Raw genomic sequence first — 24,583 nt, 5'->3', positions numbered from 1 at the left:
CCGTTTCCGTCGAGAGGTGTCCGGTGGTCTATTTCGCTTGTCAAGTGTCCCACGGGAGAGCAACGTGTTTTCTCCGCCTGTGGACGAGCCGGACCCGCGGAGAACCCGGAGCTGTGGACAACCCGCACCTGTGGACAACCCCGGGGCCCGTCGTTCCGTCTGGGACAATGACAGACGTAGGGCCTGACGCAAGGCGCCGAGGAATTCCGGAAAGAAGGACGTACCGACCGTGGCTCAGAGCAGCACAGAGACCGACTGGGTCTCCCGTTTCGCGGACGAGGTCATCGCCGAGTCGGAGCGACGTGCGCCTGGCAAACCGGTCGTCGTCGCCTCCGGACTCTCCCCCTCCGGCCCGATCCACCTCGGCAACCTCCGCGAGGTCATGACCCCGCACCTGGTCGCCGACGAGATCCGCCGCCGCGGATACACCGTCCGCCACCTCGTCTCCTGGGACGACTACGACCGCTACCGCAAGGTCCCGAACGGCGTCGAGGGCGTCGACGGGACCTGGGCCGAGCACATCGGCAAGCCGCTGACCTCCGTCCCGGCCCCCGCCGGCTCGCCCCACGCCAACTGGGCCGAGCACTTCAAGGCCGCCATGGTCGAGTCCCTGGCCGAGCTCGGCGTCGAGTACGACCCGATCAGCCAGACCGAGCAGTACACCGCCGGCACCTACCGCGAGCAGATCCTGCACGCCATGAGGAACCGCGCGGGCATCGACGCCATCCTCGACCAGTACCGCACCAAGAAGGCGCCGAAGAAGCAGTCCCAGAAGCCCCTCGACGAGGCCGAGCTCGAAGCCGAGGAGGGCTCCGGCGCGGCCGCCGAGGACGACGGCTCCGGCGGCGGCACGGGCTACTTCCCGTACAAGCCCTACTGCGGGCGCTGCGAGAAGGACCTCACCACCGTCACCTCCTACGACGACGACACCACCGAACTCGCCTACACCTGCACGGCCTGCGGCTTCGCCGAGACCGTCCGGCTCAGCGAGTTCAACCGCGGCAAGCTGGTCTGGAAGGTCGACTGGCCCATGCGCTGGGCCTACGAGGGCGTGATCTTCGAGCCCTCCGGCGTCGACCACTCCTCGCCCGGCTCCTCCTTCGTCGTCGGCGGCCAGATCGTCCGCGAGATCTTCGACGGCGTCCAGCCCATCGGCCCCATGTACGCCTTCGTCGGCATCAGCGGCATGGCCAAGATGTCCTCCTCCCGCGGCGGCGTCCCCACCCCCGCCGACGCCCTGAAGATCATGGAAGCGCCCCTGCTGCGCTGGCTCTACGCCCGCCGCAGGCCCAACCAGTCCTTCAAGATCGCCTTCGACCAGGAGATCCAGCGCCTCTACGACGAGTGGGACAAGCTGGAGTCCAAGGTCGCCGACGGCACCGTCCTGCCCGCCGACGCCGCCGCCCACTCCCGCGCCGCCCGCACCGCCGCAGGCGAACTCCCCCGCACCCCGCGCCCGCTCCCGTACCGGACCCTGGCCTCGGTCATGGACATCACCGCCGGACACGACGAGCAGACCCTGCGGATCCTCACCGAACTCGACCCCGAGAACCCCGTCACCTCCCTCGACGAGGTCCGGCCCCGTCTCGACCGCGCCGAGAACTGGATCACCAACCAGGTCCCGGCCGACCAGCGCACCATCGTCCGCGACGAGCCCGACGCCGAACTCCTCGGCTCGCTCGACGACGAGGGCCGCGAGTCGCTCCGCCTCCTCCTCGAAGGCCTCGACACCCACTGGTCGCTCGACGGACTCACCACCCTCGTCTACGGCGTCCCGAAGGTCATGGCCGGACTCGACCCCGAGGCCAAGCCCACGCCCGAGCTCAAGCTCGCCCAGCGCGCCTTCTTCGCCCTGCTCTACAAGCTCCTCGTGAGCCGCGAGACGGGCCCCCGCCTCCCCACCCTCCTCCTCGCCGTCGGCGCGGACCGGGTGAGGAAGCTCCTCGGCGCCTGACACCCGCCGAAAGGCGCCCGGCGCACACGTGAAAGGGGCCGCCGCCCGGATGCTCTCCGGGCGGCGGCCCCTTTCACGTGCTCATGCGCTCATGCGCTCATGCGCTCATGCGCTCACGCGTTCACGCGCCGCGTACGGGTCAGGGCGTGTGCCGCTCGACCATCGCCTGACGGATCTCCTCCTGCACCCCGGGAACCAGCCGCTGAAGCAGCTCGGGGTCGTGGAACTGCTGGACGCCGTAGTACTCGGCCACCTGACGCGCCAGCTCCGCGTCCTCCGGGAAGCTCTCGTGCTCCACGGCGTACGCCCACGTGAGCTTGTGGACGACCTCACGGAGCTGACCGACCTGCTGGTCCGGCTCCTCCACGTACTCCGGATACTCCACGAACCCCTCGGGTCCCGGCGCCGGAATGTCCTCCGGACCCTGCGGCACCGGCACCGGCATCGGCTCCAGGCCCTCCACGATCTGGGGGTTGTACGTCCCCTCGTACGCCTCCGTGGACACCTTCTGCGTGTCGAACCACGGGCTCTCGTGGTTCACGGGCACGATCGCGACGTCCCCCTGCGGCAGGCCCCCCGCCTGCTGCGGAAGCTGCTGCGGCACCGCCTGCGGCGCCACGGGCGACTGGGACGACTGGGGCAACTGGGGCTGCTGCGGCTGCTCGTAGACCTGGCCCTGCTGTGCGGGCAGCACCGCCGGCTCGATCCCCGCCGCCGCCAGACCCGACGCCGCCGTCTCCGCCAACGGCACCCCGTACCGCGCCAGACGCAGCGGCATCAGCGCCTCCACCGGAGCCTTCCGCCGCCAGTTCCGGCCGAACCGGGCCTGGAGCCGGGCCTGGTAGATCATCCGCTCCTGCTCCAGCTTGATGACCTGCTCGTACGAACGCAGCTCCCACAGCTTCATCCGCCGCCACAACCGGAAGGTCGGTATCGGCGACAGCAGCCACCGCGTCAGCCGCACCCCCTCCATGTGCTTGTCCGCCGTGATGTCCGCGATCCGGCCCACCGCGTGCCGCGCCGCCTCCACGGCCACCACGAACAGCACCGGGATCACCGCGTGCATGCCCACGCCCAGCGGATCCGGCCAGGCCGCCGCGCCGTTGAACGCGATGGTCGCCGCCGTGAGCACCCACGCCGTCTGCCGCAGCAGCGGGAACGGGATCCGCAGCCACGTCAGCAGCAGGTCGAGCGCGAGGAGCACACAGATGCCCGCGTCGATGCCGATCGGGAAGAAGTACGAGAAGGTGCCGAAACCCTTTTGCACCGCGAGCTCGCGCACCGCGGCGTACGAACCCGCGAAACCGATTCCCGCGATGATCAGCGCACCGGCGATGACGAGGCCGATGAGTACCCGGTGTGTGCGTGTCAGCTGCATCGCGGCCACCCGCGACCCCTCCCGTCGATCGACATCTCGCGCGCACAGAGTGGCACATGTGAACGAAGCCCGGCCCCCGGGGGAGGGACGGGCTCCATGCAGATGTGCCGTTCCGTGGTGCTTTGTTCCTTCTTGTCGGCCGCTACTTGCCGACCGTTACTTGTTGGCCGCCGCCACCGACCCCACGGCCTCCTTGGCCGCCGCGGCCGCACCGTCCGTGATCGCCTTCTCCGTCGGCGTCGGCGCACCCGAGTAACCGGCGCCGTTGTACGACAGCAGCACCAGCACGTTCCCCGTGCGCGCCACGATCGACGTGTACACGAAGTTCACGCCCGTCTTGGTCTCCTGGTACGTGACCGTCTTCGCCTCGTCGCCGATCCCCGTGGTCGCCGTCGTCCGGAGGTTCTTCGCCCCGGCCGTCCCCTCGACCTTCGCGACCTCCTTCGCGAGGTTCTGCCGGGCCCGCTCCTGACCGCTGCCGAGCGAGGCGTCCGAGTCGTACCGGTAGAAGGACACGTCCAGCCAGCGGTACTGCGAACCCTTCACGCCCTTGTCGTCCAGGCCGTTCCACGAGCAGCCGCCGCGGCTCCCCAGGTCGCTGGAGACGCCCGGCGTGCCGTTCTTGGTCTTCGCCTTCGGCACCAGGGCCTCGGTCGTCTTCGCCGTGATCGACTGGCAGACCTGGGGCAGCTTCGCGAACTTCGCCGGCTCGACCGCCTTCGTCGTCTGCACGGGCGAGGGCGTCGCGGACGCCGACGCGCCCGGCGTCTCCTTCGCCTTCGACTTCCCGGAGTCACCGGAGTCGGAGGAGCAGCCGGCGACGACGAGCATCACCGGGACGGCTGCGCAGGCGAGTATGCGGGTGAGTCGCGGAGCTGATCGCTGCATGGTTCCTTCAGTCGCTTGTCGTACGGTCCGGCGGTCGTGCGGTACGGCTGTCGTACGGTCCGGCTGTCCGGCTGTCCGGCTGTCCGGCTGTCCGGCTGTCCGGCCGTGGGCCACGGCGACACGTTACGTGCTCGCCCTCCGCTCACGGAGCGGCACCGACCGGCTACTCCTCCAGCCGGTCGGCCAGCAACCGGGCCAGCTTCAGGGCCCTTTCCTGCAGTTCCCGGGCGTCCGGCGCCCCGGCGGAACCGGTGGCCTCCTCCCGGTACGACACCGTCACGATCACGTTGGATGTGCGGAACACCACGCCGACGGACCGCTGGCGGCTGCTCGCGCCCGGCCCGCCGAGGACGTCGTCGAGGTACGCGACCTCGCCGAGCCCCTCCAGGACGCGCGGCTCGAGACCCGTGGTGGAGGGGCCCCCGGACGGGGTCGGCCCCGAACCGGTCGGCCCGGTGGGCGTGGGGGCGCCGGGAGTGGGAGCGGTGGAGGCGGCGGCGTTCACCGGATCCGCGCCGCCGGTCGCCGACGGCTTGTGCGCCGGGGGAACGGTCGGACCGCCGGGAGTGCCGGTCGGCGTCCCGACGTTCTCGGACGGCGCGGCGGGCGGCAGCGGGATGCCCGCCGCGAGCTGCTTGCGGACGTACACCTCCTGCGCCCGGTCGTCGTCGCTGACCGAGGTGTCGTACGAGACCACCCGCTCGACGTCGAGCGAGAGCCGGTGCGAGGTCTCCGGCGCGTCGGCCCGCCACGAGCAGCCGACCCGCCGGTCGGTGTCGTACGTGACGGCGGCGGTGCCCCGGTAGGCCTTGTCGCGCTCGGGGTCGGGCAGGGCGGCGGCGCCCGGGAGCATCTCCTTGAGAACGCCCTGCGGGACGGCGCCGCACGGTTCGAAGAGGGTGCGGTAGCGGCCGGGAGACGCGGCGGGGGAGGCGACGCCGGCCTTGGCGTCGACGGTGACGTCGTCGGCCGGGGTGCCGGAGGAGCAGCCGGAGAGGCCCGCGCCGAGGCCCAGGCCGAGTGCGAGGACGAGGACGGTACGAGCCGTGGACCCGGTGCCACCGGGGGCGTACCTCTTTCGCTGCACGGTCCCAGGCTCCCTTCACCCGTAAGGCTTTTCCGAAAACTGTTTGCCGCGCGAACCCGGCCGATGGACACAATGTCTATCGCACACGCTGCCGTTGATGCCGGTCCCCTGTCACCTGTACGGGCTTTGGCTCCGGTTTTTGCGTTATCGGACGTTTCGGGGGAATCGAGGAAGTATGTCGTACGTAGAGGTGCCGGGGGCGAAGGTGCCGATCCGGATGTGGACCGACCCCTCCACGGTGGAGGGCGGCGCCATGCAGCAGCTCCAGAACGTGGCGACGCTCCCCTGGATCAAGGGTCTGGCCGTGATGCCGGACGTGCACTACGGCAAGGGCGCGACGGTCGGCTCGGTGATCGCGATGCAGGGCGCGGTGTGCCCGGCGGCGGTCGGCGTGGACATCGGCTGCGGCATGTCGGCGGTCAAGACCTCCCTGACGGCCAATGACCTGCCGGGCGACCTCTCCCGCCTCCGCTCCAAGATCGAACAGGCCATCCCGGTCGGCCGCGGCCTCCACCGCGAGGCGGTGGACCCGAAGCGGCTGTACCAGTTCCCGACGGCGGGGTGGGACGACTTCTGGTCGCGGTTCGACGGGATCGCGGACGCGGTGAAGTTCCGGCGGGAACGGGCGGGGCAGCAGATGGGGACGCTCGGCTCGGGAAATCATTATGTGGAAGTCTGTATAGATATGCACGGATCGGTCTGGCTCGTGCTGCACTCGGGTTCCCGGAACATCGGTAAGGAGCTCGCTGAATACCACATCGGTGAGGCCCAGAAAATTGCCCATAACAAGGGACTCGTCGATCGCGACCTGGCGGTGTTCGTGGCGGACACCCCACAGATGGCCGCCTACCGGAACGACCTCTTCTGGGCGCAAGAATATGCGAAGTACAACCGCGCGGTCATGATGGCCCTCTTCCAGGAGGTCCTCCGCCGGGAGTTCCGCAAGGCTCGGGTGACCTTCGAGCCGGTGATCTCCTGCCACCACAACTACGTGGCGGAGGAGCGGTACGAGGGCATGGACATGCTGGTCACGCGGAAGGGCGCGATCCGGGCCGGCTCCGGGGAGTTCGGGATCATTCCCGGCTCGATGGGCACCAGCTCGTACATCGTGAAGGGGCTCGGAAACGAGAAGGCCTTCAACTCCGCCTCGCACGGCGCGGGCCGCCGGATGAGCCGGAGCGCGGCGAAGCGGCGCTTCACGGTACGGGACCTGGAGGAGCAGACGCGGGGCGTGGAGTGCCGCAAGGACTCCGGCGTCGTGGACGAGATCCCGGGCGCGTACAAGCCGATCGAGCAGGTGATGGACCAGCAGCGGGACCTGGTGGAGGTCGTCGCGAAGCTGAAGCAGGTCGTCTGCGTGAAGGGCTGAGTCGTCCCTTCGGGGCCTCGCGGCTTCGGAGGGTGTGGGAGGGGCCGGTGTGCGTACGCGCCGGCCCCTCCCGCAGTTTCTACAGTTCCCGGTGGACCTTGGTGTTGGAGGCCTGGGCGCGGGGGCGGACGACGAGGAGGTCGATGTTGACGTGCGGGGGGCGGGTGCAGGCCCAGGTGATGGTCTCGGCGACGTCGTCGGCGGTGAGGGGGTCGGCCACGCCGGCGTAGACCTTGGCGGCCCTGTCGGTGTCGCCGCGGAAGCGGGTGGTGGCGAACTCGTCGGTCTTGACCATGCCGGGGGCGATCTCGATGACGCGGACGGGGGTGCCGACGATCTCCAGGCGGAGGGTCTCGGCGAGGACGCGGGCGCCGTTCTTGGCGGCGACGTAGCCGGCGCCGCCCTCGTAGGTGCCGTGGCCCGCGGTGGAGGAGAGGACGACGACCGTGCCGTCGCCGCTCGCGGTGAGGGCGGGGAGCAGGGCCTGGGTCATGTGGAGGGTGCCGAGGACGTTGACCTCGTACATGCGGCGCCAGTCGTCGGGGTCGCCGGTGGCGACGGGGTCGGCGCCGAGGGCGCCGCCCGCGTTGTTGACGAGGACGGCGAGGGTGCGGAAGGCGGTGGCGAACTCGTCGACGGCGGCGCGGTCGGTGACGTCGAGGGCGTAGGCGGTGGCCTGGTGGCCGGCGGCGTTGATCTCGTCGGCGAGGGCCTCGACGCGGTCCTTGCGGCGGGCGGTGAGGACCACGCGGTAGCCGGCGGCGGCCAGCTGCCTGGCCGTGGCGGCGCCGATTCCGCTGCTCGCGCCGGTGACGACGGCGATGGGGGTACCGGAGGCGGTCATGGCGTGCTCCTCGCGCAGGTGATCGAAGGTGGTGATCGTCCGGTCAGGATAGGCGGGGCGGTGGGGAGGGGATCGGGGGCGGGTGGGGCGGTCGACCGGAACCCGGTGAACGGTCGGTACCGCGTCCTGGTGCTCGTCACCGGTGACCCTTATGCCTTCCGAGCGGGAGACGTCCGTACGATCTCTGCATGACGCAGAAGGGTTCCGCCCGGCGCGAGGCGCTGATGACCGAGCTGTACGGGGAGGCCCGCCGCTACATGGCCGCCTACGCCCTGTTCAACCAGGCCGTCGCGGACCATCTGGGGCTCCACCCGACCGATGTGCAGTGTCTGAACCTGCTCAGTCTGGAGGGCGGGCCGGTGACCACCGGGCGGATCGCCGAGCTGACCGGGCTCACCACCGGTTCGGCGACCCGGCTCGTCGACCGTCTCGAACGAGCCGGGTACGTGACGCGGGCGCGCGACACCGAGGACCGGCGCCGGGTCCTGGTCTCGCTCGTCCCCGAGCGGACGGCGGAGCTCGGCGCCCTGTGGCGGAGGCTCAACGGCACCTGGGGCACGATGTTCGACGTCTACACCGACGCCGAGGTCGCCCTGCTCATCGCCCACATGCGGCGCACCGTCGAGGTGAGCGCCCGGCAGGTCGAGCGCCTGCGCGACGGCGACCTCGACCGGCCGGACACGCCCTAGCGGGCCGTCGCCCCGCCGAATTCCCGTACCGCATCGGAGACGATCGCCTCCAGGCGTGCGTGGTGGGCGCCGCGCCAGTAGACCCGGTCGCACTCCACGCACTGGGCGAACACGTCGTACGTCTTCTCGGTGCCCTGCTCCAGTCGCTCGCGCACCACGTCCTTGTCGGCCTCGCTCAGTGCGCCGTTGCAGGCCGTGCAGCGGGTCCAAGGCGCGAGCGGCGGTGCGAACCGTTCGAGGACGTCGCGGAGCTGCTCCTCCGGCCGGTCGCTGTAGACGTAGGCGCCCGCCCACAGTTCGCGGCGGCGCAGCAGGCCGCGGTCCCGGGAGAGCATGACGCGCCGCTCCCGCGCGGAGAGCGCGGCCAGGGCCGGGTCGCCGATGTCCTCGCTCTCGTAGGCGGCGTCCACGCCGAGCAGGCGCAGGCGCCGGGCCAGGGTGCCGAGGTGCACGTCGAGCAGGAACCGGAGGGGCGCGCCGGGGACCGCTTGCGGGCGGGCGACGTCCTCGACCTCGACCGTCTCGCCCGCGCTCGGGACGTGCGAGGCCTCGACGTGCCGTCCGTCGACCAGGAGCCGTCCGGCCTCGGTGAGGGGCACGCCCAGTGACTCCACGACGTGGCCGAGTGAGGAGGCGCCGTCGGTGGTCACGGGGGTGGGGCCGGTGCGCCGCTCCGCCGAGACGAAGAGCCGCAGGCCGGGGGCGAAACTGATCTGGATCTCCGGTCCGTTCACGGGGACAGGATGTCACCGGGGGCGGACGGGTTGCCAGGGAATTCGGCCCGGGGCGGTTCGGGTCGGTCCGGGGTCGGGGAGCGCGGCGGAGCGCGGGCGGTCCGGTCAGGGGCGGAAGGCCTCCGCGTGGTCCGTGGCCCAGGTGGCGAAGGTGCGGGGCGGGTGGCCGGTCAGTGCCTCCACGGTGTCGGTCAGGGGGACGGGCCGGCCGTCGTGGGCGGCCCAGTGGGCGAGGAGGCCGTCCGCGAGCGGCTCCGGCACGAAGGCGGCGACCGACTTCTTCCACTTCTCGGGGGTGACGGCGGTGTGCGGTGCGGGGCGTCCGGTCACCTCGGCGAGGATCGCGAGCTGTTCGGTGAAGTCCAGGGACGCGGGGCCCGTCAGCCAGTGGGAGGAGCCGCGCGGTCCGGGTTCGGTGAGGACGGCGAGGGCGGCTTCGGCGAGGTCGCGCTCGTGGATCGGGTCGCTGTGCGCGTGCGGGTGGGGCAGGTCCGGGCCGCGGCCCGCCTTGAGCGGACCTGCCCAGGCGAGGGCGTTGGTGGCGAAGGCGCCGGGCTGGAGGTGGGTGGCCTCGAAGGCGCCGGACGCGGCGGCGGCCGCCAGGGCGCGTTCGGCCGCCAGGTGGCGGGCGGCGACGGCGTTCTCGCCGGCGTCGGGGGCGAGGACGGCGCTGGAGGAGAGCAGGACGACGTGCTGGACGCCGGCGGCGCGGGCGCGGTCGGCGAAGGTGCCGGCGTGGGCGGCCTCGGCGTAGAGGAAGACGGAGTCGACGCCCTTCAGGGCGGTGTCGAAGGTGGCCGGGTCGGTGAGGTCGCAGTGCACGGTGCCGGTTCCGGCGGGTGGGGAGAGGTCGGCGGGGTTCCTGGATCCGGCCCTGGTCTCGATGCCGGCGGCGGTGAGGAGTTCGAGCAGGGCGGAGGCGACGCGGCCGCGGGCTCCGGTGACGAGAACGGTCATGGGGTGTCCTTCCGGGACGGCGGTCGACGGGCGACCGGCAGGTAGGGGTGAGTGGCAGGCGGGGGTGGGTGGCCGATGGGTTCGGCCGGCCCGGTCGGCCCGGCCGATTCGACTGCGCTGCGAATAGTCTGCGTGACACAGATAAATATCCGGGACAGTGCCTCGGCGGTCAACCCTGAAAAATCCTGGGGTACCGTCCCGGCATGAAGATCACCGACCTCGAACCGGGCGATCCCCGCCTGGAGAGCGACCTCCTCCCGGTCCTCTCCGAACTCCGCCCCCACCTCACCCCGGAGCTCTTCCGCGAGGTCTACGGGACCGGGCACGCCCAGGGGCTGCGGTTCAGCGCCGCCTACGCGGACGACGGGCGCTGCGTCGGCGCGGCCGGGTGGCGGATCGTCGTCAACACCAGCTCCCTGCGCAATCTGTACGTCGACGACCTGGTGACGGCGGCGGCCGACCGCTCCACCGGGGTCGGGCACGCGCTGATCGCCCACCTGGAGGGCCGTGCCCGCGAGGCCGGCTGCCACGAGCTGAACCTGGACTCCGGCACCCACCGCACCGGGGCCCACCGCTTCTACCTGCGCGAGCGCTTCGACATCGTGGCGTTCCACTTCGCCCGGCCGCTCACCGCGCCCGGTCAGGACTCCTGAGCCGGGTCCCCCAGGTCGAGCCGCCAGTCGGTGCAGCGCATCGGGCGGCCCGGCGGGTACTCGAAGTCCCGTTCGCCGCGCGGCTCGAAGCCGGCCTTGCGGCACACCGCGTTCGAGGCGGCGTTGTCCGAGGACGGGAAGGCGTGCAGATGCCGGCGGAGGCCCGTCGCCCCGGCCTCCGCGGTCACCGCGCGCGCGGCGGACGTCGCCACGCCCCGGCCCTGGAAGCCCGGCAGCACGGCCCATCCGGTCTCGTACACCGGCTCGTCGTCCCAGGTCTGCGCCCAGAAGCCGATGCTGCCCGCCACGGTCTCCTCCGGGAGCAGCACGATCCGGAACATCCTGCCCGCGCCCGGTTCCGCGGCGCTCATGTCCACGTACCGCCGGTGGCGCCGTACGAGCTGTTCCTCGGTCTCCGGGCCGCCGAGGTGGGCGGTCAGCTCCGGTGCGTTCAGGGCGCGCAGCAGTCCGGCGTCCTCCTCGGACCAGGGTTCCAGGCGTACGCGCGAGGTGTCGTTCTCCATCTCCGCACCGTAGGTCACGGCACTGACGGTCCGCGGGCGTACGCCGTCGGCGGCACTCCGATCGTCGCCGTGAAGTCCCGTACGAGGTGGGCCTGGTCGCTGTAGCCCAGTTCGGCGGCGAGGGCTGCCCAGTCCGGGGCGCCCGCCGTCTCCGCCGCCTCGGCGCGTTCCAGGGCCTCGTGGATCCGGTAGCGCAGGATCACCCATTTCGGGCCGACTCCGACGTGGCTCGCGAAGAGGCGCTGGAGGGAGCGGGCCGACAGGCCGGACGCGGCGGCCAGTTGGGACGTCCCGCGGACCGTGCGGTCCGAACGGACCAGCTCCACCAGCTCCATGGCGTGGTCGGCGGCCGGGTCGGGGACCGGTCCGTGGGCCAGCAGGAAGGCGTCGAGCGCCGCCACGCGCGCGTGGTCCTCGTCGGGGGTGAGGACGGCGGCCGTGGCGTCGTGGGATTCCGGGGCGCCGGGGAAGGCCGGGGTACCGCGGGAATCCGGGGTCCCGGGGAAGACGTCGGTCAGGGGGACGCGGCGGCCCGTCCACGTCGACACCGGCCACGCGGGCGCGAAGGGCCGGAAACCGCCGGGGCGGAACTGGATCCCGCAGACCCGGCCCGCCTCCGTCAGCTTGTGGGTGAACAGGCCGAGCCCGATCCCCGAGACCTCGGCCGACGCGTGTGCCCCGGCCGCCGGGGCGCCCAGCGGGCCGTACCGCTGGAAGACGACGTTCACCGACGGGTGCGGGACGACGTGGCTCGCGTACGGCTCCGGGAGTTCCCAGTCGATCAGCCAGTAGTGCTCCAGGTACGGCCGCAGCTCCGGCGCCGGGAGGTGCCGGCGGAAGCGGACGCGGGAGAGCAGTCCGGCGGGGTCGACGATGCCCCGGGTGTCCCGGCGGGGCGCGGAGTCCGACATGCCCCGCATGCTAGGGGGTGTCTCGTCGATCAGGCCGGGGCCGCGACGCCCGGTGCGGCACCTCGCCGCCTGTCGTGTTTCTTCAAGACCGGGCCGGGCATGCTTCCGTAGCGTCGGGATCATGACGAACGAGGCCCAGCTCCGCATCGGTGACCTGCTCCGTACCGCCGCCGACGACGCCGTTCCCCTGGTCGACGGCATCGCCGACGCGTCGCTCGGCGCGCCCACGCCCTGCGCCGAGTACGACGTGCGCGCCCTGCTCAACCATCTCTTCTCCGTCGTCGTGAACTTCCAGGTCCTCGCCGCCAAGGGGACGCCCGACTTCTCCGAGACCCCGGACCGGGTCGCCGGTCCCGGCTGGCGCGAGCTGTTCGCGGCGGAGACCGGGAAGCTGGTCGAGGCGTGGTCGGCGCCCGGTGCCGAGGAGGGCACGGCCGGGGCGATGGGGCTGCCCGCGCGGACGGTCGGCTCCATGGTGCTGCTCGACCTGACCGTGCACGCCTGGGACCTGGCCCGTGCCACCGGCCTGGCCTTCGAGCCGGATCCGTCCGTGGTGGCGGGCCTCGCCGGGGAGGTGGAGGGGATGGCTCCGACGGCCCGGCGGATGGGCGTCTTCGGGGACGCCGTCGAGCTGCCCGGGGACGCCACCGCCTTCGAGCGGCTGCTCGCCACGACGGGCCGCGACCCGCGCGCCCGGTAGACCCCGCCTGGTGGACCGCGTCCCGGGGCGGATCAGCGCGGGCGGTGCACCGGGCCGGGGGAGAGGCGGTGGGCGACCTGGCCGAAGGCGTGCTCCTCGGCGGGCGTCAGCGGGACCGACTCCTGCGGGTGCCAGACGCGCTCCAGCGGGACGCCCGCCCGGGCGCGGCGGGCGGCCCGGGCGCGCAGGCCCAGGGCCAGGCACGTCGCCGTCGTGGCGGCGAGCAGGCCGAAGAGCGTGATCGTACGGGGGTCGGAGAACCGGCCGGGCAAGGGCATGGCGCACTCCAGGGCGTGGGGGCCGCCCGTACGCGTGCGCCCCGGCAGACGGCGCGCCCGCACGGCGGCAGGACGATTCCTACTGCTTCCTCTGCTTCCTCCCGACGCTTTCAGTCAACACCTTCCGGGGGGCTTTCGGCAGGGGGAGCCCGGGCCGGGGTCCCGGCCGGGCGGGCCGGTGCGGGGGCGCACGCCCTCTTGTGCGGATCGGACAACCGTTCCAAGGTGGCGGAACAGGGAGATTCCGGCCGGGGAGGGAGCAGCCGCATGTCCGGAACACAGGCATGGGGATTCACGGACGACAGGGGCGAGCAGCTGGGGGCGGTCCGCGTGCCGAGGCGGGTGGTCGCGTACGTGCGGGCCGGGGCCGCCCTGTACGACCTGGGGGTGATACCGGTCGCGGTGTACGGCTCGGCCCACGACGGCGACGCGTACGACCCGGCGAAGGCGGGCGTCCTGGAGGCGGTCGGGGTGCCGTACCTCGGGCCGGGCCGGGCCCTGGGGGAGACGGTGCTGCGGGAGCTGCGGCCGGACGTCGTCGTCGACGTGACGTACGACGGGAAGACCCCGTACGCGCTGGACAAGGCGCTCGTCGAGCGGCTCGGGGTCCCGCTCGTGGCCCTCTCCGTCGGCAGCGAGCTCGACCTGCCGGCCATGCTCGACCGGTTCGCGGCGCTGGCCGCCGGGCTGAGGGTCGGCGGCCCGGAAGCCGGGACGCCGCCGGTCACGGGCCCGGAGACCGGAGCCCCTGGTGCCGGGGCCTTCGAGACCGGGGCCCCCGGGACGGGGGTCTCCGAGGCCGGGGCCTTCGAGGTCGGCGGTCCGCCGGCCGGCGCCCCGGCGGTCAGCGCCCCCGTGCCCGGAGCTCCCGTGCCCGCTGTCCCTGTGCCCGCCGTCCCCGTGATCGTCGGTTCGGATGCCGTCGGGCCCGAGATCGTGACTCCGGTGACCGTGAGCCCGGCCGTCGGGCCCGGTCAGGGCGCCGCCCTCGCGGAGTTCGAGGCCGCCGAGGCGGCGCTCCGGGAGGCGGCGGCCCGGAGCGGGCTCGGGGTGCTCGCGCTCTCCGGGGCCGGACCCGAGCAGGTGCACCTGGCGCGCCCGCACGCCTGGCCCGAGCTGGCGTGGCTCGCCGGGCTCGGCGTCCGGCTGCTCGACCCGGGCCCCGGGCCCGGCGCCAACTGGCTCACCTCCGGCTGGGAACGGGTCGCCGAACTCCGCCCCGACCTGGTCCTCTTCGACAGCCGGGAGCACGCCACGCCCCCGTACGCCCTCCCGGGCGGGGTGCGGCTCGCGCCCTGGAACCCGGAGACCCCGCCCAGCCCCGCCGCGTACGCCCGCTTCTTCCGCGATCTCGTGGAGGCGCTGGCCCCCTGAGGCGGGACCTTCTGCTCAGGCCGGGACCGCCGAGAGGCGGGAGCGGAGGGACTGGACGAACTCCTCCGCGCGGGCGAGCTGCGCCCGCAGGTCGGCGACGCACTCGGCGGCGGCCTGCTCGTAGCGGCGGACGTGGGACACGAGCGCGGCCCGGTCGCCCGGGTCGAGCTCCGTGTCCGTGCCCGGGCGGTCGGCGGCCAGCCGGTCCACGGCGGTGAGGAGTTCGCGGGTCTCGTCCAGGGTGAAGCCGAGCGGCTTCATCCGGCGGACCACCATGAGCCGGGCGACGTCCTCGTCCGTGTAGAGGGGGAAGCCGCCGGGGGAGGCCGCCGAGGGGACGACCAGGCCGCTGTCCTCGTACTGCCGGATGGTGCGCAGGGACAGTTCGGTCCGTGCGGCGACCTCGCCGATCTGCATGGGCTCGCCGGACATTCGTACTCCGCTCACGCGTCAGGTCCCTCCTCGTACGGGCACTTCCCCGGTACAGGCGCTTCCCGGGGCGCGGGGCACTCCACAGAGCGCGGCTCCGCGCATTCCATACCATTCGTCCTAATTTCAGCACTTATGGAAGCCGGAAGTGCGGCGAAACGCCTGTTCGTAGGCCGTCCGCCACGGAGAAGCCACGGCGGGGAGGAGAAGGCACGCGTGAGCCGGGGCCCGGTCGAAGGGGCCCCGTGTGGTTCGCCGACGCGTCAGCGCGTCCTCGTCACGGCCACACCAGGCAGTACGGCTGGTGGCCCGCCTCGTGGAGGCGTACCGAGAAGTCCTGCCACTCGTGGAGCAGCTGGTAGACGTCGAAGGCGTCGCGCGGGCCGCCGCGGTCCGGGACCGTGGACCAGATGAAGGCGGCGGCGCCGACCGACTCCTCGCCGATCGCGCGCAGCGGGTCGACGACGGTCATCGGCAGCTTCACCACCGCGTAGTCCGGGTGCAGGACCACCAGCTCCAGCGGGGGCACCTTGTACAGGGGCATGCCCTGGATGCCGGTGAGGACCATGGCCGCTATGGTCTCCGGCTTGATCTTGGTGAACATGCCGCCCATGCCGAGCTCGTCGCCGCCGAGTTCCTCGGGGCGCATCGAGATCGGCACGCGGGCCGCCGTGGCGCCGTCGGGCGCGCCGAAGTACTTGTACGTCACCCCCAACCGGCCCCTCCCGCCACCTGCGGCCGGTTCGTCCCGGGCGTCCGGCGGACCCTGCTTTCCCGGTGCGTCCGGGATCGGGTCCTCGGTCCGCCGGCGCCGGTGCCTTCCCCGCCGGGCAGACTCCGGACCCAGGTCGTCCGTCCCCTCGCCCGGTCCGCCACCGCGATGCATATCTCCACCCGACTGCTTTTTTTCGGCAACACGACCCCGCCGCGCGACCCGATCATCGTGACAGTGACCTCCCCCGCGCTCGTACGGCGAAACACCCGTCCGCGAGAACGCCGTGGCCTCTGACACCATGGATTCCGTGAGCCATCCCTATGACGCCCCAGTTTCGCAGACGCGGAGGCCGTACGCCCCGGCGTAATGCACAGGATGTCCACGCCGTCCCTCCGTTCCCGATGTCGTGCCCTAAGTCGTTCTCGCAGGTCAGGATCACAGTGCCGTATTCATACGAAGCCCCAGTCTCACAGACGCTTTTCGACCGCGCTTCCCTCGTGACGCCCGGCGGCGTGAACTCACCGGTGCGTGCCTTCCGGGCCGTGGGCGGAACGCCCCGGTTCATGGTGTCCGGTTCCGGTCCGTACCTCACCGACGCGGACGGGCGGGAGTACGTCGACCTGGTCTGCTCGTGGGGACCGATGATCCTCGGCCACGCGCACCCGGAGGTCACCGCCGCCGTGCAGGCCGCGGTGGCCCGCGGCACCTCGTTCGGCACCCCCGGCGAGGGCGAGGTGGCGCTCGCCGAGGAGATCGTCGCGCGCGTGGAGCCGGTCGAGCAGGTGCGCCTGGTCTCCTCGGGCACCGAGGCGACGATGTCCGCGATCCGGCTGGCCCGCGGGTTCACCGGACGCGCGAAGGTCGTCAAGTTCGCGGGCTGCTACCACGGCCACGTGGACGCGCTGCTCGCCGCGGCCGGCTCCGGCCTCGCCACCTTCGGGCTGCCGGACACGCCCGGGGTGACCGGCGCGCAGGCCGGTGACACGATCGTGCTGCCGTACAACGACCTGGAGGCGGTGCGGACCGCGTTCGCCGCGAACCCGGGCGAGATCGCCTGCGTCATCACCGAGGCCTCGCCGGGCAACATGGGCGTCGTCCCGCCGGCCGAGGGCTTCAACCAGGGCCTGGCGGACCTGTGCCGGGAGAACGGCGCGCTGTACATCTCGGACGAGGTGATGACCGGTTTCCGCACCTCGAAGGCCGGCTGGTACGGCGTCGACGGCGTGAAGCCCGACCTGCTGACCTTCGGCAAGGTCATGGGCGGCGGCTTCCCGGCCGCCGCGTTCGGCGGACGGGCCGACGTCATGGGGCACCTGGCCCCGGCGGGCCCGGTCTACCAGGCGGGCACGCTCTCCGGGAACCCGGTCGCGACCGCCGCCGGACTCGCGCAGCTGCGGCTGCTCGACGACGCCGCGTACGCGAAGGTGGACGCGGTCTCGGCGGAGATCCGCAGCCTGGTCGCGGACGCCCTGTCCAAGGAGGGCGTGGCGCACCGGCTCCAGACCGCCTCCAACATGTTCTCGGTGTTCTTCACCTCCGACGAGGTGCGGAACTACGACGACGCGAAGAAGCAGGACGCCTTCCGCTTCAACGCCTTCTTCCACTCGATGCTGGCCGACGGGGTGTACCTGCCGCCGTCCGCGTTCGAGTCCTGGTTCGTGTCGACCGCCCACGACGAGCGGGCGGTCGAGCGGATCGCCGCCGCCCTGCCGGCCGCCGCGCGCGCCGCCGCGGAGGCGACGGCATGAGCGACGTGAGCAGCGTGGACGACACCGACGACGTGAGCGCCGTGGACGACGTGAACGCCGAGAAGCCCGTGGGCGACGACGACATCACCGTCGTCCACCTGATGCGCCACGGCGAGGTGCACAACCCCGACGGCGTCCTCTACGGGCGCCGCGCCGGCTACCACCTCTCCGACCTGGGGCGGCGGATGGCGGACCGGGTCGCGGAGCACCTGGCCGACCGGGACGTCACGTACGTCGTGGCCTCCCCGCTGGAGCGGGCGCAGGAGACGGCGACGCCGGTCGCCAAGTCGCACGGCCTGGACCTGGCGAGTGACCCGCGTCTCATCGAGGCGGCGAACGTCTTCGAGGGCAAGACCTTCGGCGTCGGCGACGGGGCGCTGCGCAAGCCGGCGAACTGGAAGCACCTGACCAACCCGTTCCAGCCGTCCTGGGGCGAGCCGTACGTCGAGCAGGTCGTCCGGATGATGGGCGCGCTCGACGCGGCGAAGGACGCGGCCCGGGGCCACGAGGCGGTCTGCGTCAGCCACCAGCTCCCGATCTGGATCGTCCGCAGCTTCGTGGAGAAGCGGCGGCTGTGGCACGACCCGCGGCGGCGGCAGTGCACGCTGGCGTCGCTGACCTCGTTCACGTACCGGGGCGACAAGATCGTCTCGGTGGGGTACAGCGAGCCGGCCCGGGACCTGGTCCCGGCGCACCTCCTCGCGGGCGCGAAGCCGGTCAAGGGGAAGTCGAAGGCCTTCGGGGCGTAGCCGCCCCGTTCGGCAGGCCGGGTCCGTCCGGGAGGCCGGGTCCGTCCGATAGGCAGGTCCGTCCGGGAGGCCGGTTCCGTCCGTCGGACGGGTCCGGCCTTGACGGATCATGGCGCAGGGCGTTCGGATGATGTTCATGTCATCCGAACGCCCTTAAATTTTTGTTCTATTTAACGGGAACCCCCGTGTTCCTCCCCGCATCTCACTGTTTGTCGGTTTGGATGACATTCAGTTCATAATCAAGCGCGAATGGGGACGACATGCGCGAGATCAGCGGGATCACACGAAGGGGGCTCCTCGGGGCGGGTGTTGGGGCCGCCGCGGCGATGGGCCTCGCCGCCTGTAGCACCTCGAACCAGGACAATTCGGGCCGTCCCGGACCCGAGAAGCCCGGCAAGGGCGGCGACGCCACGGGGAACCAGGGCACTCCCACCCCGAGCAAGGACGCGGTCCGGCTCATCGGCGACGGCTCCACCGCCGACACCGGCAAGCAGCCCCACCAGCCCGACGCCCCCGTCCCGCTCGAACCCGGCCAGACCCCGCCGCAGTTCGTGGTCTTCTCCTGGGACGGCGCCGGCGAGGTCGGCAACGGGCTCTTCCCCCGCTTCCTCGAACTGGCCAAGAACCACGACGCGGCGATGACCTTCTTCCTCTCCGGGATCTACCTCCTGCCCGAGGCGAAGAAGAACCTCTACCGCCCGCCGAACAACCGCGTCGGCGCCTCCGACATCGGCTACCTCAGCGACGACCACATCAAGGACACGCTGAAGTACGTCCGGCAGGCCTGGCTCGACGGCCACGAGATCGGCACCCACTTCAACGGGCACTTCTGCGGCGGCTCCGGCTCCGTCGGCAACTGGACCCCGGCCCAGTGGCAGAGCGAGATCGACCAGGCCGTGAAGTTCGTCACCGAGTGGAAGACCAACAGCGGCTGGACCGAGATCGACCCGCTCCCCTTCGACTACTCCAAGGAGCTCGTCGGCGGCCGCACCCCCTGCCTCCTCGGCCAGGACAACCTGCTGCCCACCGCCAAGCGGCTCGGCTGGCGCTACGACGCCAGCTCGCCCGGCGGCCGCCAGACCTGGCCCGACAAGCGCCAGGGGATCTGGGACCTCCCGCTCCAGGCCGTGCCCTTCCCCGGGCACTCCTTCGAAGTCCTCTCCATGGACTACAACATGCTCGCCAACCAGTCGAAGAACAGCACGAAGGGCATGCCCTCGCGCTACCCGGGCTGGCGCAAGCAGGCGGCCGAGGCGTATCTCTCCGGCTTCACGCGCGCGTACGAGACGAATCGCGCGCCTTTCTTCGTCGGCAACCACTTCGAGCAGTGGAACGGCGGGATCTACATGGACGCCGTCGAAGAGGCGCTCAAGGGAATGGCCGGAAAGAAGGACGTCCGGCTCGTCTCCTTCCGGCAGTTCGTGGACTGGCTCGACGTCCAGGACCCGAAGATTCTCGCGAAGCTGCGCGGCCTGGGCGTCGGACAGAAGCCGGCCGGCGGCTGGAACGCTTTTCTCGGGGCCGTTTCGCCGACCGTTTCGCCGACCGGTTCACCGACCGCCTGACCGACCGGTTCGACGACCGCTTGACGGACCGGTCCGACCGGCCGATCGGATCGACCCGTTCGACCGTCCGGTCGGACCGACCCGTTCGACCGGCCCGATCGATCACCCCGATCGACCGCCCCGATTGATCGTTCTGGTCCGGCATGCCGTTTAAGTGACCTTGACAAGGTGCTTTACGGGCACGTAGGGGGGTGCCCAAGATCCCCCAAACGCCCATGCGAAACTTTTCACATGAGCCTTAGCCGCGCCCCTCGACGCACCCTGTCCGCCGTCGGAGTGCTGACCGCCGCCCTCGTGCTCTCGGCCTGCGGCGGCGACGGCGGCACGACCGGTGGCGGCGGCACCAACTTCGTGACCAATAAGGGCGGCATCTCCACCGCCCCCAAGGGCCAGCGCGCGGCCCCGGGCAAGCTCGCCGGCGAGACCGTCGACGGCAAGCCGCTCGACGTCGCCGACCTCAAGGGCAAGGTCGTCGTCCTCAACGCCTGGGGCTCCTGGTGCGGCCCCTGCCGCGCCGAGGCCCCCCACTTCGCGAAGGTCGCCGCCGACCTCAAGGGCAAGGGGGTCGAGTTCGTCGGCCTCAACACCCGCGACTTCAACAAGCAGCAGGCGCTCACCTTCGAAGAGGACTACAAGGTCCCCTACCCGAGCCTCTACGACCCCGACGGCAAGCTGATCCTCTTCGGCTTCCCCAAGGGCACCCTCAGCCTCCAGGGCATCCCCTCCACCGTCGTCCTCGACAAGGAGGGCAGGATCGCCGCCCGCGCGCTCCTGGCCCTCGACGAGAAGAAGCTCCGCTCGATGATCGACCCGCTCCTCGAGGAGAAGTGAGCCGGTGAACGAGACGGTCACCAGCGGAGCCCTGCTGCTCGCCCTGCCCATCGCGGTCCTCGGCGGCCTGGTCTCCTTCTTCTCGCCGTGCGTCCTCCCGCTCGTCCCCGGCTACCTCAGCTACGTGACCGGCGTCACCGGCACCGACCTCGCCGAGAAGCGCCGCGGCCGGATGACCGCCGGCGCCGTCCTCTTCGTCCTCGGCTTCACCGCCGTGTTCGTCTCCGGCGGCGCCCTCTTCGGCTACTTCGGCGAGAACCTCCAGATGTACCGGGGGACCCTCAGCAAGGTCCTCGGCGTGCTCATGGTCCTCATGGGCGCGTTCTTCCTCGGCCTGATGCCCTGGCTCACCCAGCGCGAGTTCCGCTTCCACCGCAGGCCCGTCGCGGGCCTGGTGGGCGCCCCGCTGCTCGGCGCGCTCTTCGGCATCGGCTGGACCCCGTGCATCGGCCCGACCCTCGCCTCCGTCAACGCGCTCGCCCTGGAACAGGCCAGCGCCGGGCGCGGCGCCCTGCTCGCCTTCGCGTACTGCCTCGGTCTCGGCGTACCGTTCGTGCTCGCCGCCATCGCCTTCCGCAAGGCGCTGGGCGCGTTCGACTGGGTCAAGCGGCACTACGTCTGGGTCATGCGGATCGGCGGCGGAATGATGATCGTCACCGGCGTCCTGCTCCTCACGGGGGCGTGGGACAGCATGGTCGCCACGATGCAGGGCTGGTCCAACGGTTTCACGGTGGGGATCTGAGGAGCGATGAGCAAGACCTACGCGACGGGGAACACCCCGGCCCCGGACGAGACGGACGAGACGGACGAAGTCGTCGAGACGGACAAGGCGGACAGGACGGACAAGGCGGAGAAGGTGGACGAGACCGCCCGCGCGGCCGGGGCCCAGCTCTCGACCGCCCCCGCCGAGGACCGCGAGGAGACCGTCACCGGCGGCCCCGGCCTCGGGCTCGTCGGCTGGCTCCGCTGGTTCTGGCGGCAGCTCACCTCCATGCGGATCGCGCTGCTCCTGCTGCTGCTGCTCTCCCTCGGCGCCGTCCCCGGCTCCCTCGTCCCGCAGACCAGCGCGGACGAGATGAAGGTGCAGGACTTCAAGGCCGCGCACCCCGCCCTCACGCCGATCTACGAGAAGCTCCAGTTCTTCGACGTCTACGGCTCGGTGTGGTTCTCCGCGATCTACCTCCTGCTGTTCGTCTCCCTCATCGGCTGCATCGTCCCGCGCACCTGGCAGTTCGTCGGCCAGCTCCGGGGCCGTCCGCCGGGCGCCCCCCGCCGCCTCGACCGGCTCCCCGCGTACGCCACCTGGCGCACCGGCGCCGACCCCGAGGAGGCCCGGGAGGCCGCGCTCGCCCTCCTCGGGAAGCGCCGCTTCCGCGTCCACCGGGTCGGCGACGCGGTCGCCGCCGAGAAGGGCTACCTGCGCGAGGCCGGCAACCTGGCCTTCCACGTCGCCCTGATCGTGATGCTCGTCGCCTTCGGCTGGGGCGTCCTCTTCAAGTCCGAGGGCGGCAAGCTGATCATCGAGGGCGACGGCTTCTCCAACACGCTGACCCAGTACGACGACTTCAAGTCCGGCTCCTGGTTCGGGACCGACGAGCTGGTGCCGTTCAGCTTCAAGCTGGACTCCTTCACCGGCACGTACGAGGAGGGCGGCCCGCAGCGCGGCACCCCGCGCACCTTCGAGGCGGCCGTCACCTACTCCGAGGGCGGCGCGGACGAGAAGCGGATCATCCGGGTCAACGAGCCGCTGAAGGTGGGCGACTCCAAGGTCTATCTGATCGCCCACGGCTACGCGCCCGTCGTCACCGTCAAGGACGGACGCGGCAAGACCGTCTTCCACGGCGCCGTGCCGCTGCTGCCGATCGACAACAACATCACGTCGACCGGCGCGATCAAGGTCATGGACGGCTACCGCGACAAGAGCGGCAAGAAGCAGCAGCTCGGCTTCCAGGCCTTCTTCGTGCCGACCTTCGCGGGCGCCGGCCAGGGCACGATGTTCTCGCAGTTCCCGGCGCTCGACTTCCCCGTCATGGCGCTCACCGGCTACCACGGCGACCTGCGCGTGGACTCCGGACTCCCGCAGAACGTGTACCAGCTCGACAAGTCCAAGATGACCCAGTTCACGGACGCGTCCGGCAACAAGCTCGCCCAGCGCCTGCTGCCCGGCGAGACCATGACGCTCCCCGACGGCGCCGGCTCGATCACCTTCGAGAAGGACATCAAGGAGTGGGCGAGCTTCCAGATCTCGCAGCAGTCCGGCAACGGCCTCGCCCTCGCGGGCGCCCTCGCCGCCATCGCGGGCCTGACCGGCTCGCTCTTCATCCAGCGGCGCCGGGTCTGGGTCCGGGCCGTACGGGGCGAGGACGGGGTGACCGTCGTCGAGATGGCCGGCCTCGGCCGCAGCGAGTCCGCGAAGCTCCCCGAGGAGCTGGCCGACCTGGCGGTCGCGCTCACGGACCAGGCCCCGCCCACCACGGAACCAGCGGACGCACCCGCGGAAGACCCCGCCCCTTCTGGAGAGGCTGACAAGTGATCCTCGCCGCCACGACCGACGAGAGCCTGGCGCGGATGAGCGACCTGCTCATCTACTCCTCGATGGCCGTCTACACCCTGGCCTTCTTCGCCCACATCGCCGAGTGGGTCCTCGGCAGCCGCAGCAAGGTCGGCCGCACCGCCGCCGCCCTCACCCAGCGGACCGCCACCGCCACCGCCGCCGTGACCGTCCAGGTCAAGCAGGCCGGCTCCACCGCCGTGCTCGACCGGCCGAAGGTCGTCACCCGGAGCGCGGCCGGCACCCGCGACGTGCCGGACGGCCCCGGCGCGGCCGGCGGCACGGTCAAGGGCGACCTGTACGGCCGGATCGCCGTCTCGCTCACCGTCCTGGCCTTCCTGGTCGAGGCGTCGGGCGTGGTCACCCGGGCGCTCTCCGTGCAGCGGGCCCCCTGGGGCAACATGTACGAGTTCTCCACCACCTTCTCCACGGTGGCGGTCGGCGCGTACCTCGGCTTCCTCCTCGCCAAGAAGAACGTGCGCTGGATCGGCCTGCCGCTCGTCACCACGGTCCTGCTCGACCTGGGCCTGGCCACCACCTGGCTGAAGACCCCCAGCGACCAGCTGGTGCCCGCGCTCGACTCGTACTGGCTGTGGATCCACGTCTCCACCGCGATCTTCTGCGGCGCGGTCTTCTACCTCGGCGCGGTCGCCACCGTGCTGTACCTCTTCCGCGACTCGTACGAGAACAAGCTCGCCACCGGCGGGAACCCCGGCGCCTTCGCCCGCTCGGTCCTGGAGCGGCTGCCCGCCGCGGCCTCGCTCGACAAGTTCTCCTACCGGGTCAACGCGGCGATCTTCCCGCTGTGGACCTTCACGATCATCGCGGGCGCGATCTGGGCCGGCGACGCGTGGGGCCGCTACTGGGGCTGGGACGCCAAGGAGGTCTGGTCCTTCATCACGTGGGTCGGCTACGCCGCGTACCTGCACGCGCGCGCGACGGCCGGCTGGAAGGGCCGGAAGGCGGCGTACATCGCGCTCATCGCCTTCGCCTGTTTCCTCTTCAACTACTACGGCGTGAACATCTTCGTGACCAGCAAGCACTCCTACGCCGGAGTCTGAGGCCCGGCGTCCGGGCTGGCACCGGGCCCGCCCCGGGGTGACGCTGGAACCATGAGCGAGATACCCCGGGGCAGGAGCGAGACCCACGACGGCGACACGCACGTGCTGCGCTTCACCGTCGAGCTGCCGCACCCGCCGTCCGAGGTCTGGACGGCCGTCACCACCCCCGAGGGCCTGGCGCGCTGGCTGTGCGCGGCGGACCCGCTGGAGCCCCGGCTCGGCGGCCGGGTCGTCCTCCACCGGCTGACCAGCGGCGACACCGAGGACCCGGGGCTCGTGACCGCCTGGGACCCGGAGAGCGTGGCCGAGTACACGGTCGATCCGACGCACGGCCGGATCCGGTTCCACCTGGAGCCGGGCCCGGGACCCGGCGGCGACGGATCGACCGTGCTGCGTTTCACCAACGAGCTGCGGGGCCCGCCGGAGCACCGCCTCGACCGGCTCGCCGCCTGGCACGACCACTTCGAGTGGCTCGCCCGCGCCCTGGACGGCCACCCCGCCGACTGGCGGGAGCGCACGTCCGAGCGCTGGCTGCACCTGCGGGAGCTGTACGAGCGGGACGCGGCGCGCTGGCCGACGTGGGAGCCCTGAGGG

General features: G+C 71.8%; 25 protein-coding genes. 14 read left to right on the top strand and 11 right to left on the bottom strand.

Going from position 1 to position 24,583, the window contains the following annotated elements; all coding sequences use genetic code 11:
* Positions 1-229 precede the first annotated feature (229 nt).
* On the top strand, positions 230-1,954 hold the full coding sequence (gene lysS / locus AB0398_RS21640) for a lysine--tRNA ligase (RefSeq protein ID WP_366377216.1): 1,725 nt from the start codon (positions 230-232) through the stop codon (positions 1,952-1,954).
* Positions 1,955-2,093: 139 nt separating this feature from the next.
* Here lysS and AB0398_RS21635 read toward each other — a convergent pair whose 3' ends face one another.
* The 3 genes from AB0398_RS21635 to AB0398_RS21625 form a co-directional block, all read right to left on the bottom strand.
* A complete protein-coding gene (locus tag AB0398_RS21635; protein ID WP_366377215.1) occupies positions 2,094-3,341 on the bottom strand; it encodes a DUF2637 domain-containing protein in 1,248 nt (415 codons plus the stop codon).
* 147 nt (positions 3,342-3,488) lie between these two features.
* A complete protein-coding gene (locus AB0398_RS21630) occupies positions 3,489-4,220 on the bottom strand; it encodes a DUF3558 domain-containing protein (RefSeq protein ID WP_366377214.1) in 732 nt (243 codons plus the stop codon).
* A gap of 163 nt (positions 4,221-4,383) precedes the next feature.
* Positions 4,384-5,307, bottom strand: a complete 924-nt coding sequence (locus AB0398_RS21625) for a DUF3558 domain-containing protein (protein WP_366377213.1) — start codon at positions 5,305-5,307, stop codon at positions 4,384-4,386.
* A gap of 175 nt (positions 5,308-5,482) precedes the next feature.
* Here AB0398_RS21625 and AB0398_RS21620 point away from each other — a divergent pair, with 175 nt between their 5' ends.
* Complete coding sequence (locus tag AB0398_RS21620; RefSeq protein WP_366377212.1) at positions 5,483-6,676, top strand: RtcB family protein; 1,194 nt, start codon at positions 5,483-5,485, stop codon at positions 6,674-6,676.
* A 79-nt stretch (positions 6,677-6,755) separates the two neighbouring features.
* Here AB0398_RS21620 and AB0398_RS21615 read toward each other — a convergent pair whose 3' ends face one another.
* Positions 6,756-7,520: an SDR family NAD(P)-dependent oxidoreductase gene (locus tag AB0398_RS21615; RefSeq protein ID WP_366377211.1), complete on the bottom strand. Its 765-nt coding sequence runs from the start codon at positions 7,518-7,520 to the stop codon at positions 6,756-6,758.
* Positions 7,521-7,708: 188 nt separating this feature from the next.
* Between AB0398_RS21615 and AB0398_RS21610 the strand changes: the two genes are divergently transcribed.
* Positions 7,709-8,209 carry a MarR family transcriptional regulator gene (locus AB0398_RS21610; protein WP_366377210.1) on the top strand — a complete coding sequence of 167 codons (501 nt, stop codon included), beginning with the start codon at positions 7,709-7,711 and terminating at the stop codon, positions 8,207-8,209.
* Here AB0398_RS21610 and AB0398_RS21605 read toward each other — a convergent pair.
* Together AB0398_RS21605 and AB0398_RS21600 are read right to left on the bottom strand one after the other, a co-directional pair.
* Positions 8,206-8,943, bottom strand: coding sequence for a Mut7-C RNAse domain-containing protein (locus AB0398_RS21605; protein ID WP_366377209.1), 738 nt, complete (start codon positions 8,941-8,943; stop codon positions 8,206-8,208). The genes AB0398_RS21610 and AB0398_RS21605 overlap by 4 nt on opposite strands.
* A 105-nt stretch (positions 8,944-9,048) precedes the next feature.
* Positions 9,049-9,900 (bottom strand): NAD(P)H-binding protein, encoded by an 852-nt coding sequence (locus AB0398_RS21600; RefSeq protein WP_366377208.1) that lies wholly within the window; start codon positions 9,898-9,900, stop codon positions 9,049-9,051.
* Positions 9,901-10,103: 203 nt separating this feature from the next.
* Here AB0398_RS21600 and AB0398_RS21595 point away from each other — a divergent pair, with 203 nt between their 5' ends.
* A complete protein-coding gene (locus AB0398_RS21595; RefSeq protein WP_366377207.1) occupies positions 10,104-10,553 on the top strand; it encodes a GNAT family N-acetyltransferase in 450 nt (149 codons plus the stop codon).
* Here the strand turns inward: AB0398_RS21595 and AB0398_RS21590 are convergent.
* Both AB0398_RS21590 and AB0398_RS21585 read right to left on the bottom strand, forming a co-directional pair.
* Positions 10,541-11,077, bottom strand: coding sequence for a GNAT family N-acetyltransferase (locus AB0398_RS21590; protein WP_366377251.1), 537 nt, complete (start codon positions 11,075-11,077; stop codon positions 10,541-10,543). The two genes, AB0398_RS21595 and AB0398_RS21590, sit on opposite strands and share 13 nt — an antisense overlap.
* Positions 11,078-11,091: 14 nt before the next feature.
* Positions 11,092-11,988, bottom strand: a complete 897-nt coding sequence (locus tag AB0398_RS21585; RefSeq protein ID WP_366377206.1) for a helix-turn-helix domain-containing protein — start codon at positions 11,986-11,988, stop codon at positions 11,092-11,094.
* 121 nt (positions 11,989-12,109) lie between these two features.
* Between AB0398_RS21585 and AB0398_RS21580 the strand changes: the two genes are divergently transcribed.
* On the top strand, positions 12,110-12,688 hold the full coding sequence (locus AB0398_RS21580) for a TIGR03086 family metal-binding protein (RefSeq protein WP_366377205.1): 579 nt from the start codon (positions 12,110-12,112) through the stop codon (positions 12,686-12,688).
* A gap of 32 nt (positions 12,689-12,720) precedes the next feature.
* Here the strand turns inward: AB0398_RS21580 and AB0398_RS21575 are convergent, their stop codons facing one another.
* Positions 12,721-12,966: a hypothetical protein gene (locus AB0398_RS21575; RefSeq protein WP_366377204.1), complete on the bottom strand. Its 246-nt coding sequence runs from the start codon at positions 12,964-12,966 to the stop codon at positions 12,721-12,723.
* Between the two features lie 267 nt (positions 12,967-13,233).
* Between AB0398_RS21575 and AB0398_RS21570 the strand changes: the two genes are divergently transcribed.
* Positions 13,234-14,340 carry an ABC transporter substrate-binding protein gene (locus tag AB0398_RS21570; protein WP_366377203.1) on the top strand — a complete coding sequence of 369 codons (1,107 nt, stop codon included), beginning with the start codon at positions 13,234-13,236 and terminating at the stop codon, positions 14,338-14,340.
* A 15-nt stretch (positions 14,341-14,355) separates the two neighbouring features.
* Here the strand turns inward: AB0398_RS21570 and AB0398_RS21565 are convergent, their stop codons facing one another.
* Entirely contained in the window at positions 14,356-14,772 is a 417-nt protein-coding gene (locus tag AB0398_RS21565) for a MerR family transcriptional regulator (protein ID WP_366377250.1), read from the bottom strand.
* Between the two features lie 274 nt (positions 14,773-15,046).
* Complete coding sequence (locus AB0398_RS21560) at positions 15,047-15,655, bottom strand: hypothetical protein (protein ID WP_366377202.1); 609 nt, start codon at positions 15,653-15,655, stop codon at positions 15,047-15,049.
* A 269-nt stretch (positions 15,656-15,924) separates the two neighbouring features.
* On the opposite strand from AB0398_RS21560, the gene hemL reads away from it, so the two are divergent.
* The 8 genes from hemL (at position 15,925) to AB0398_RS21520 (ending at position 24,580) form a co-directional block, all read left to right on the top strand.
* Positions 15,925-17,232 (top strand): glutamate-1-semialdehyde 2,1-aminomutase, encoded by a 1,308-nt coding sequence (gene hemL, locus AB0398_RS21555; RefSeq protein WP_366377201.1) that lies wholly within the window; start codon positions 15,925-15,927, stop codon positions 17,230-17,232.
* 101 nt (positions 17,233-17,333) lie between these two features.
* Positions 17,334-17,981 carry a histidine phosphatase family protein gene (locus AB0398_RS21550; RefSeq protein WP_366377249.1) on the top strand — a complete coding sequence of 216 codons (648 nt, stop codon included), beginning with the start codon at positions 17,334-17,336 and terminating at the stop codon, positions 17,979-17,981.
* Between the two features lie 260 nt (positions 17,982-18,241).
* Positions 18,242-19,546, top strand: coding sequence for a hypothetical protein (locus AB0398_RS21545; protein ID WP_366377200.1), 1,305 nt, complete (start codon positions 18,242-18,244; stop codon positions 19,544-19,546).
* Positions 19,547-19,777: 231 nt separating this feature from the next.
* On the top strand, positions 19,778-20,377 hold the full coding sequence (locus AB0398_RS21540; protein WP_366377199.1) for a TlpA disulfide reductase family protein: 600 nt from the start codon (positions 19,778-19,780) through the stop codon (positions 20,375-20,377).
* A 4-nt stretch (positions 20,378-20,381) separates the two neighbouring features.
* Complete coding sequence (locus tag AB0398_RS21535) at positions 20,382-21,119, top strand: cytochrome c biogenesis protein CcdA (RefSeq protein WP_366377198.1); 738 nt, start codon at positions 20,382-20,384, stop codon at positions 21,117-21,119.
* A 6-nt stretch (positions 21,120-21,125) separates the two neighbouring features.
* Entirely contained in the window at positions 21,126-22,910 is a 1,785-nt protein-coding gene (locus AB0398_RS21530) for a cytochrome c biogenesis protein ResB (RefSeq protein WP_366377197.1), read from the top strand.
* Entirely contained in the window at positions 22,907-23,989 is a 1,083-nt protein-coding gene (gene ccsB / locus AB0398_RS21525; protein ID WP_366377196.1) for a c-type cytochrome biogenesis protein CcsB, read from the top strand. The genes AB0398_RS21530 and ccsB overlap by 4 nt, the downstream gene beginning before the upstream one ends.
* 51 nt (positions 23,990-24,040) lie before the next feature.
* A complete protein-coding gene (locus tag AB0398_RS21520; RefSeq protein WP_366377195.1) occupies positions 24,041-24,580 on the top strand; it encodes an SRPBCC domain-containing protein in 540 nt (179 codons plus the stop codon).
* Positions 24,581-24,583 lie beyond the last annotated feature (3 nt).

This window comes from Streptomyces sp. NPDC086147 (genome assembly GCF_040702165.1).
Taxonomy (GTDB): Bacteria; Actinomycetota; Actinomycetes; order Streptomycetales; family Streptomycetaceae; genus Streptomyces.
Note: the sequence above shows the minus strand (reverse complement) of the source record. Positions and strands in the feature narration are given on the sequence as shown.

Excerpts from the sequence above, each read along its gene's own strand:
- AB0398_RS21565 (WP_366377250.1), bottom strand. The coding sequence starts at position 14,772 with ATGTCCGGCGAGCCCATGCAGATCGGCGAGGTCGCCGCACGGACCGAA.
- AB0398_RS21550 (WP_366377249.1), top strand. The coding sequence starts at position 17,334 with ATGCGCCACGGCGAGGTGCACAACCCCGACGGCGTCCTCTACGGGCGC.
- AB0398_RS21580 (WP_366377205.1), top strand. The coding sequence starts at position 12,110 with ATGACGAACGAGGCCCAGCTCCGCATCGGTGACCTGCTCCGTACCGCC.
- AB0398_RS21595 (WP_366377207.1), top strand. The coding sequence starts at position 10,104 with ATGAAGATCACCGACCTCGAACCGGGCGATCCCCGCCTGGAGAGCGAC.
- AB0398_RS21630 (WP_366377214.1), bottom strand. The coding sequence starts at position 4,220 with ATGCAGCGATCAGCTCCGCGACTCACCCGCATACTCGCCTGCGCAGCC.
- AB0398_RS21600 (WP_366377208.1), bottom strand. The coding sequence starts at position 9,900 with ATGACCGTTCTCGTCACCGGAGCCCGCGGCCGCGTCGCCTCCGCCCTG.
- AB0398_RS21520 (WP_366377195.1), top strand. The coding sequence starts at position 24,041 with ATGAGCGAGATACCCCGGGGCAGGAGCGAGACCCACGACGGCGACACG.
- AB0398_RS21585 (WP_366377206.1), bottom strand. The coding sequence starts at position 11,988 with ATGTCGGACTCCGCGCCCCGCCGGGACACCCGGGGCATCGTCGACCCC.
- AB0398_RS21540 (WP_366377199.1), top strand. The coding sequence starts at position 19,778 with ATGAGCCTTAGCCGCGCCCCTCGACGCACCCTGTCCGCCGTCGGAGTG.
- AB0398_RS21590 (WP_366377251.1), bottom strand. The coding sequence starts at position 11,077 with ATGGAGAACGACACCTCGCGCGTACGCCTGGAACCCTGGTCCGAGGAG.
- AB0398_RS21615 (WP_366377211.1), bottom strand. The coding sequence starts at position 7,520 with ATGACCGCCTCCGGTACCCCCATCGCCGTCGTCACCGGCGCGAGCAGC.
- AB0398_RS21570 (WP_366377203.1), top strand. The coding sequence starts at position 13,234 with ATGTCCGGAACACAGGCATGGGGATTCACGGACGACAGGGGCGAGCAG.
- AB0398_RS21530 (WP_366377197.1), top strand. The coding sequence starts at position 21,126 with ATGAGCAAGACCTACGCGACGGGGAACACCCCGGCCCCGGACGAGACG.
- AB0398_RS21575 (WP_366377204.1), bottom strand. The coding sequence starts at position 12,966 with ATGCCCTTGCCCGGCCGGTTCTCCGACCCCCGTACGATCACGCTCTTC.
- AB0398_RS21610 (WP_366377210.1), top strand. The coding sequence starts at position 7,709 with ATGACGCAGAAGGGTTCCGCCCGGCGCGAGGCGCTGATGACCGAGCTG.
- AB0398_RS21560 (WP_366377202.1), bottom strand. The coding sequence starts at position 15,655 with ATGCATCGCGGTGGCGGACCGGGCGAGGGGACGGACGACCTGGGTCCG.
- AB0398_RS21545 (WP_366377200.1), top strand. The coding sequence starts at position 18,242 with ATGCGCGAGATCAGCGGGATCACACGAAGGGGGCTCCTCGGGGCGGGT.
- AB0398_RS21620 (WP_366377212.1), top strand. The coding sequence starts at position 5,483 with ATGTCGTACGTAGAGGTGCCGGGGGCGAAGGTGCCGATCCGGATGTGG.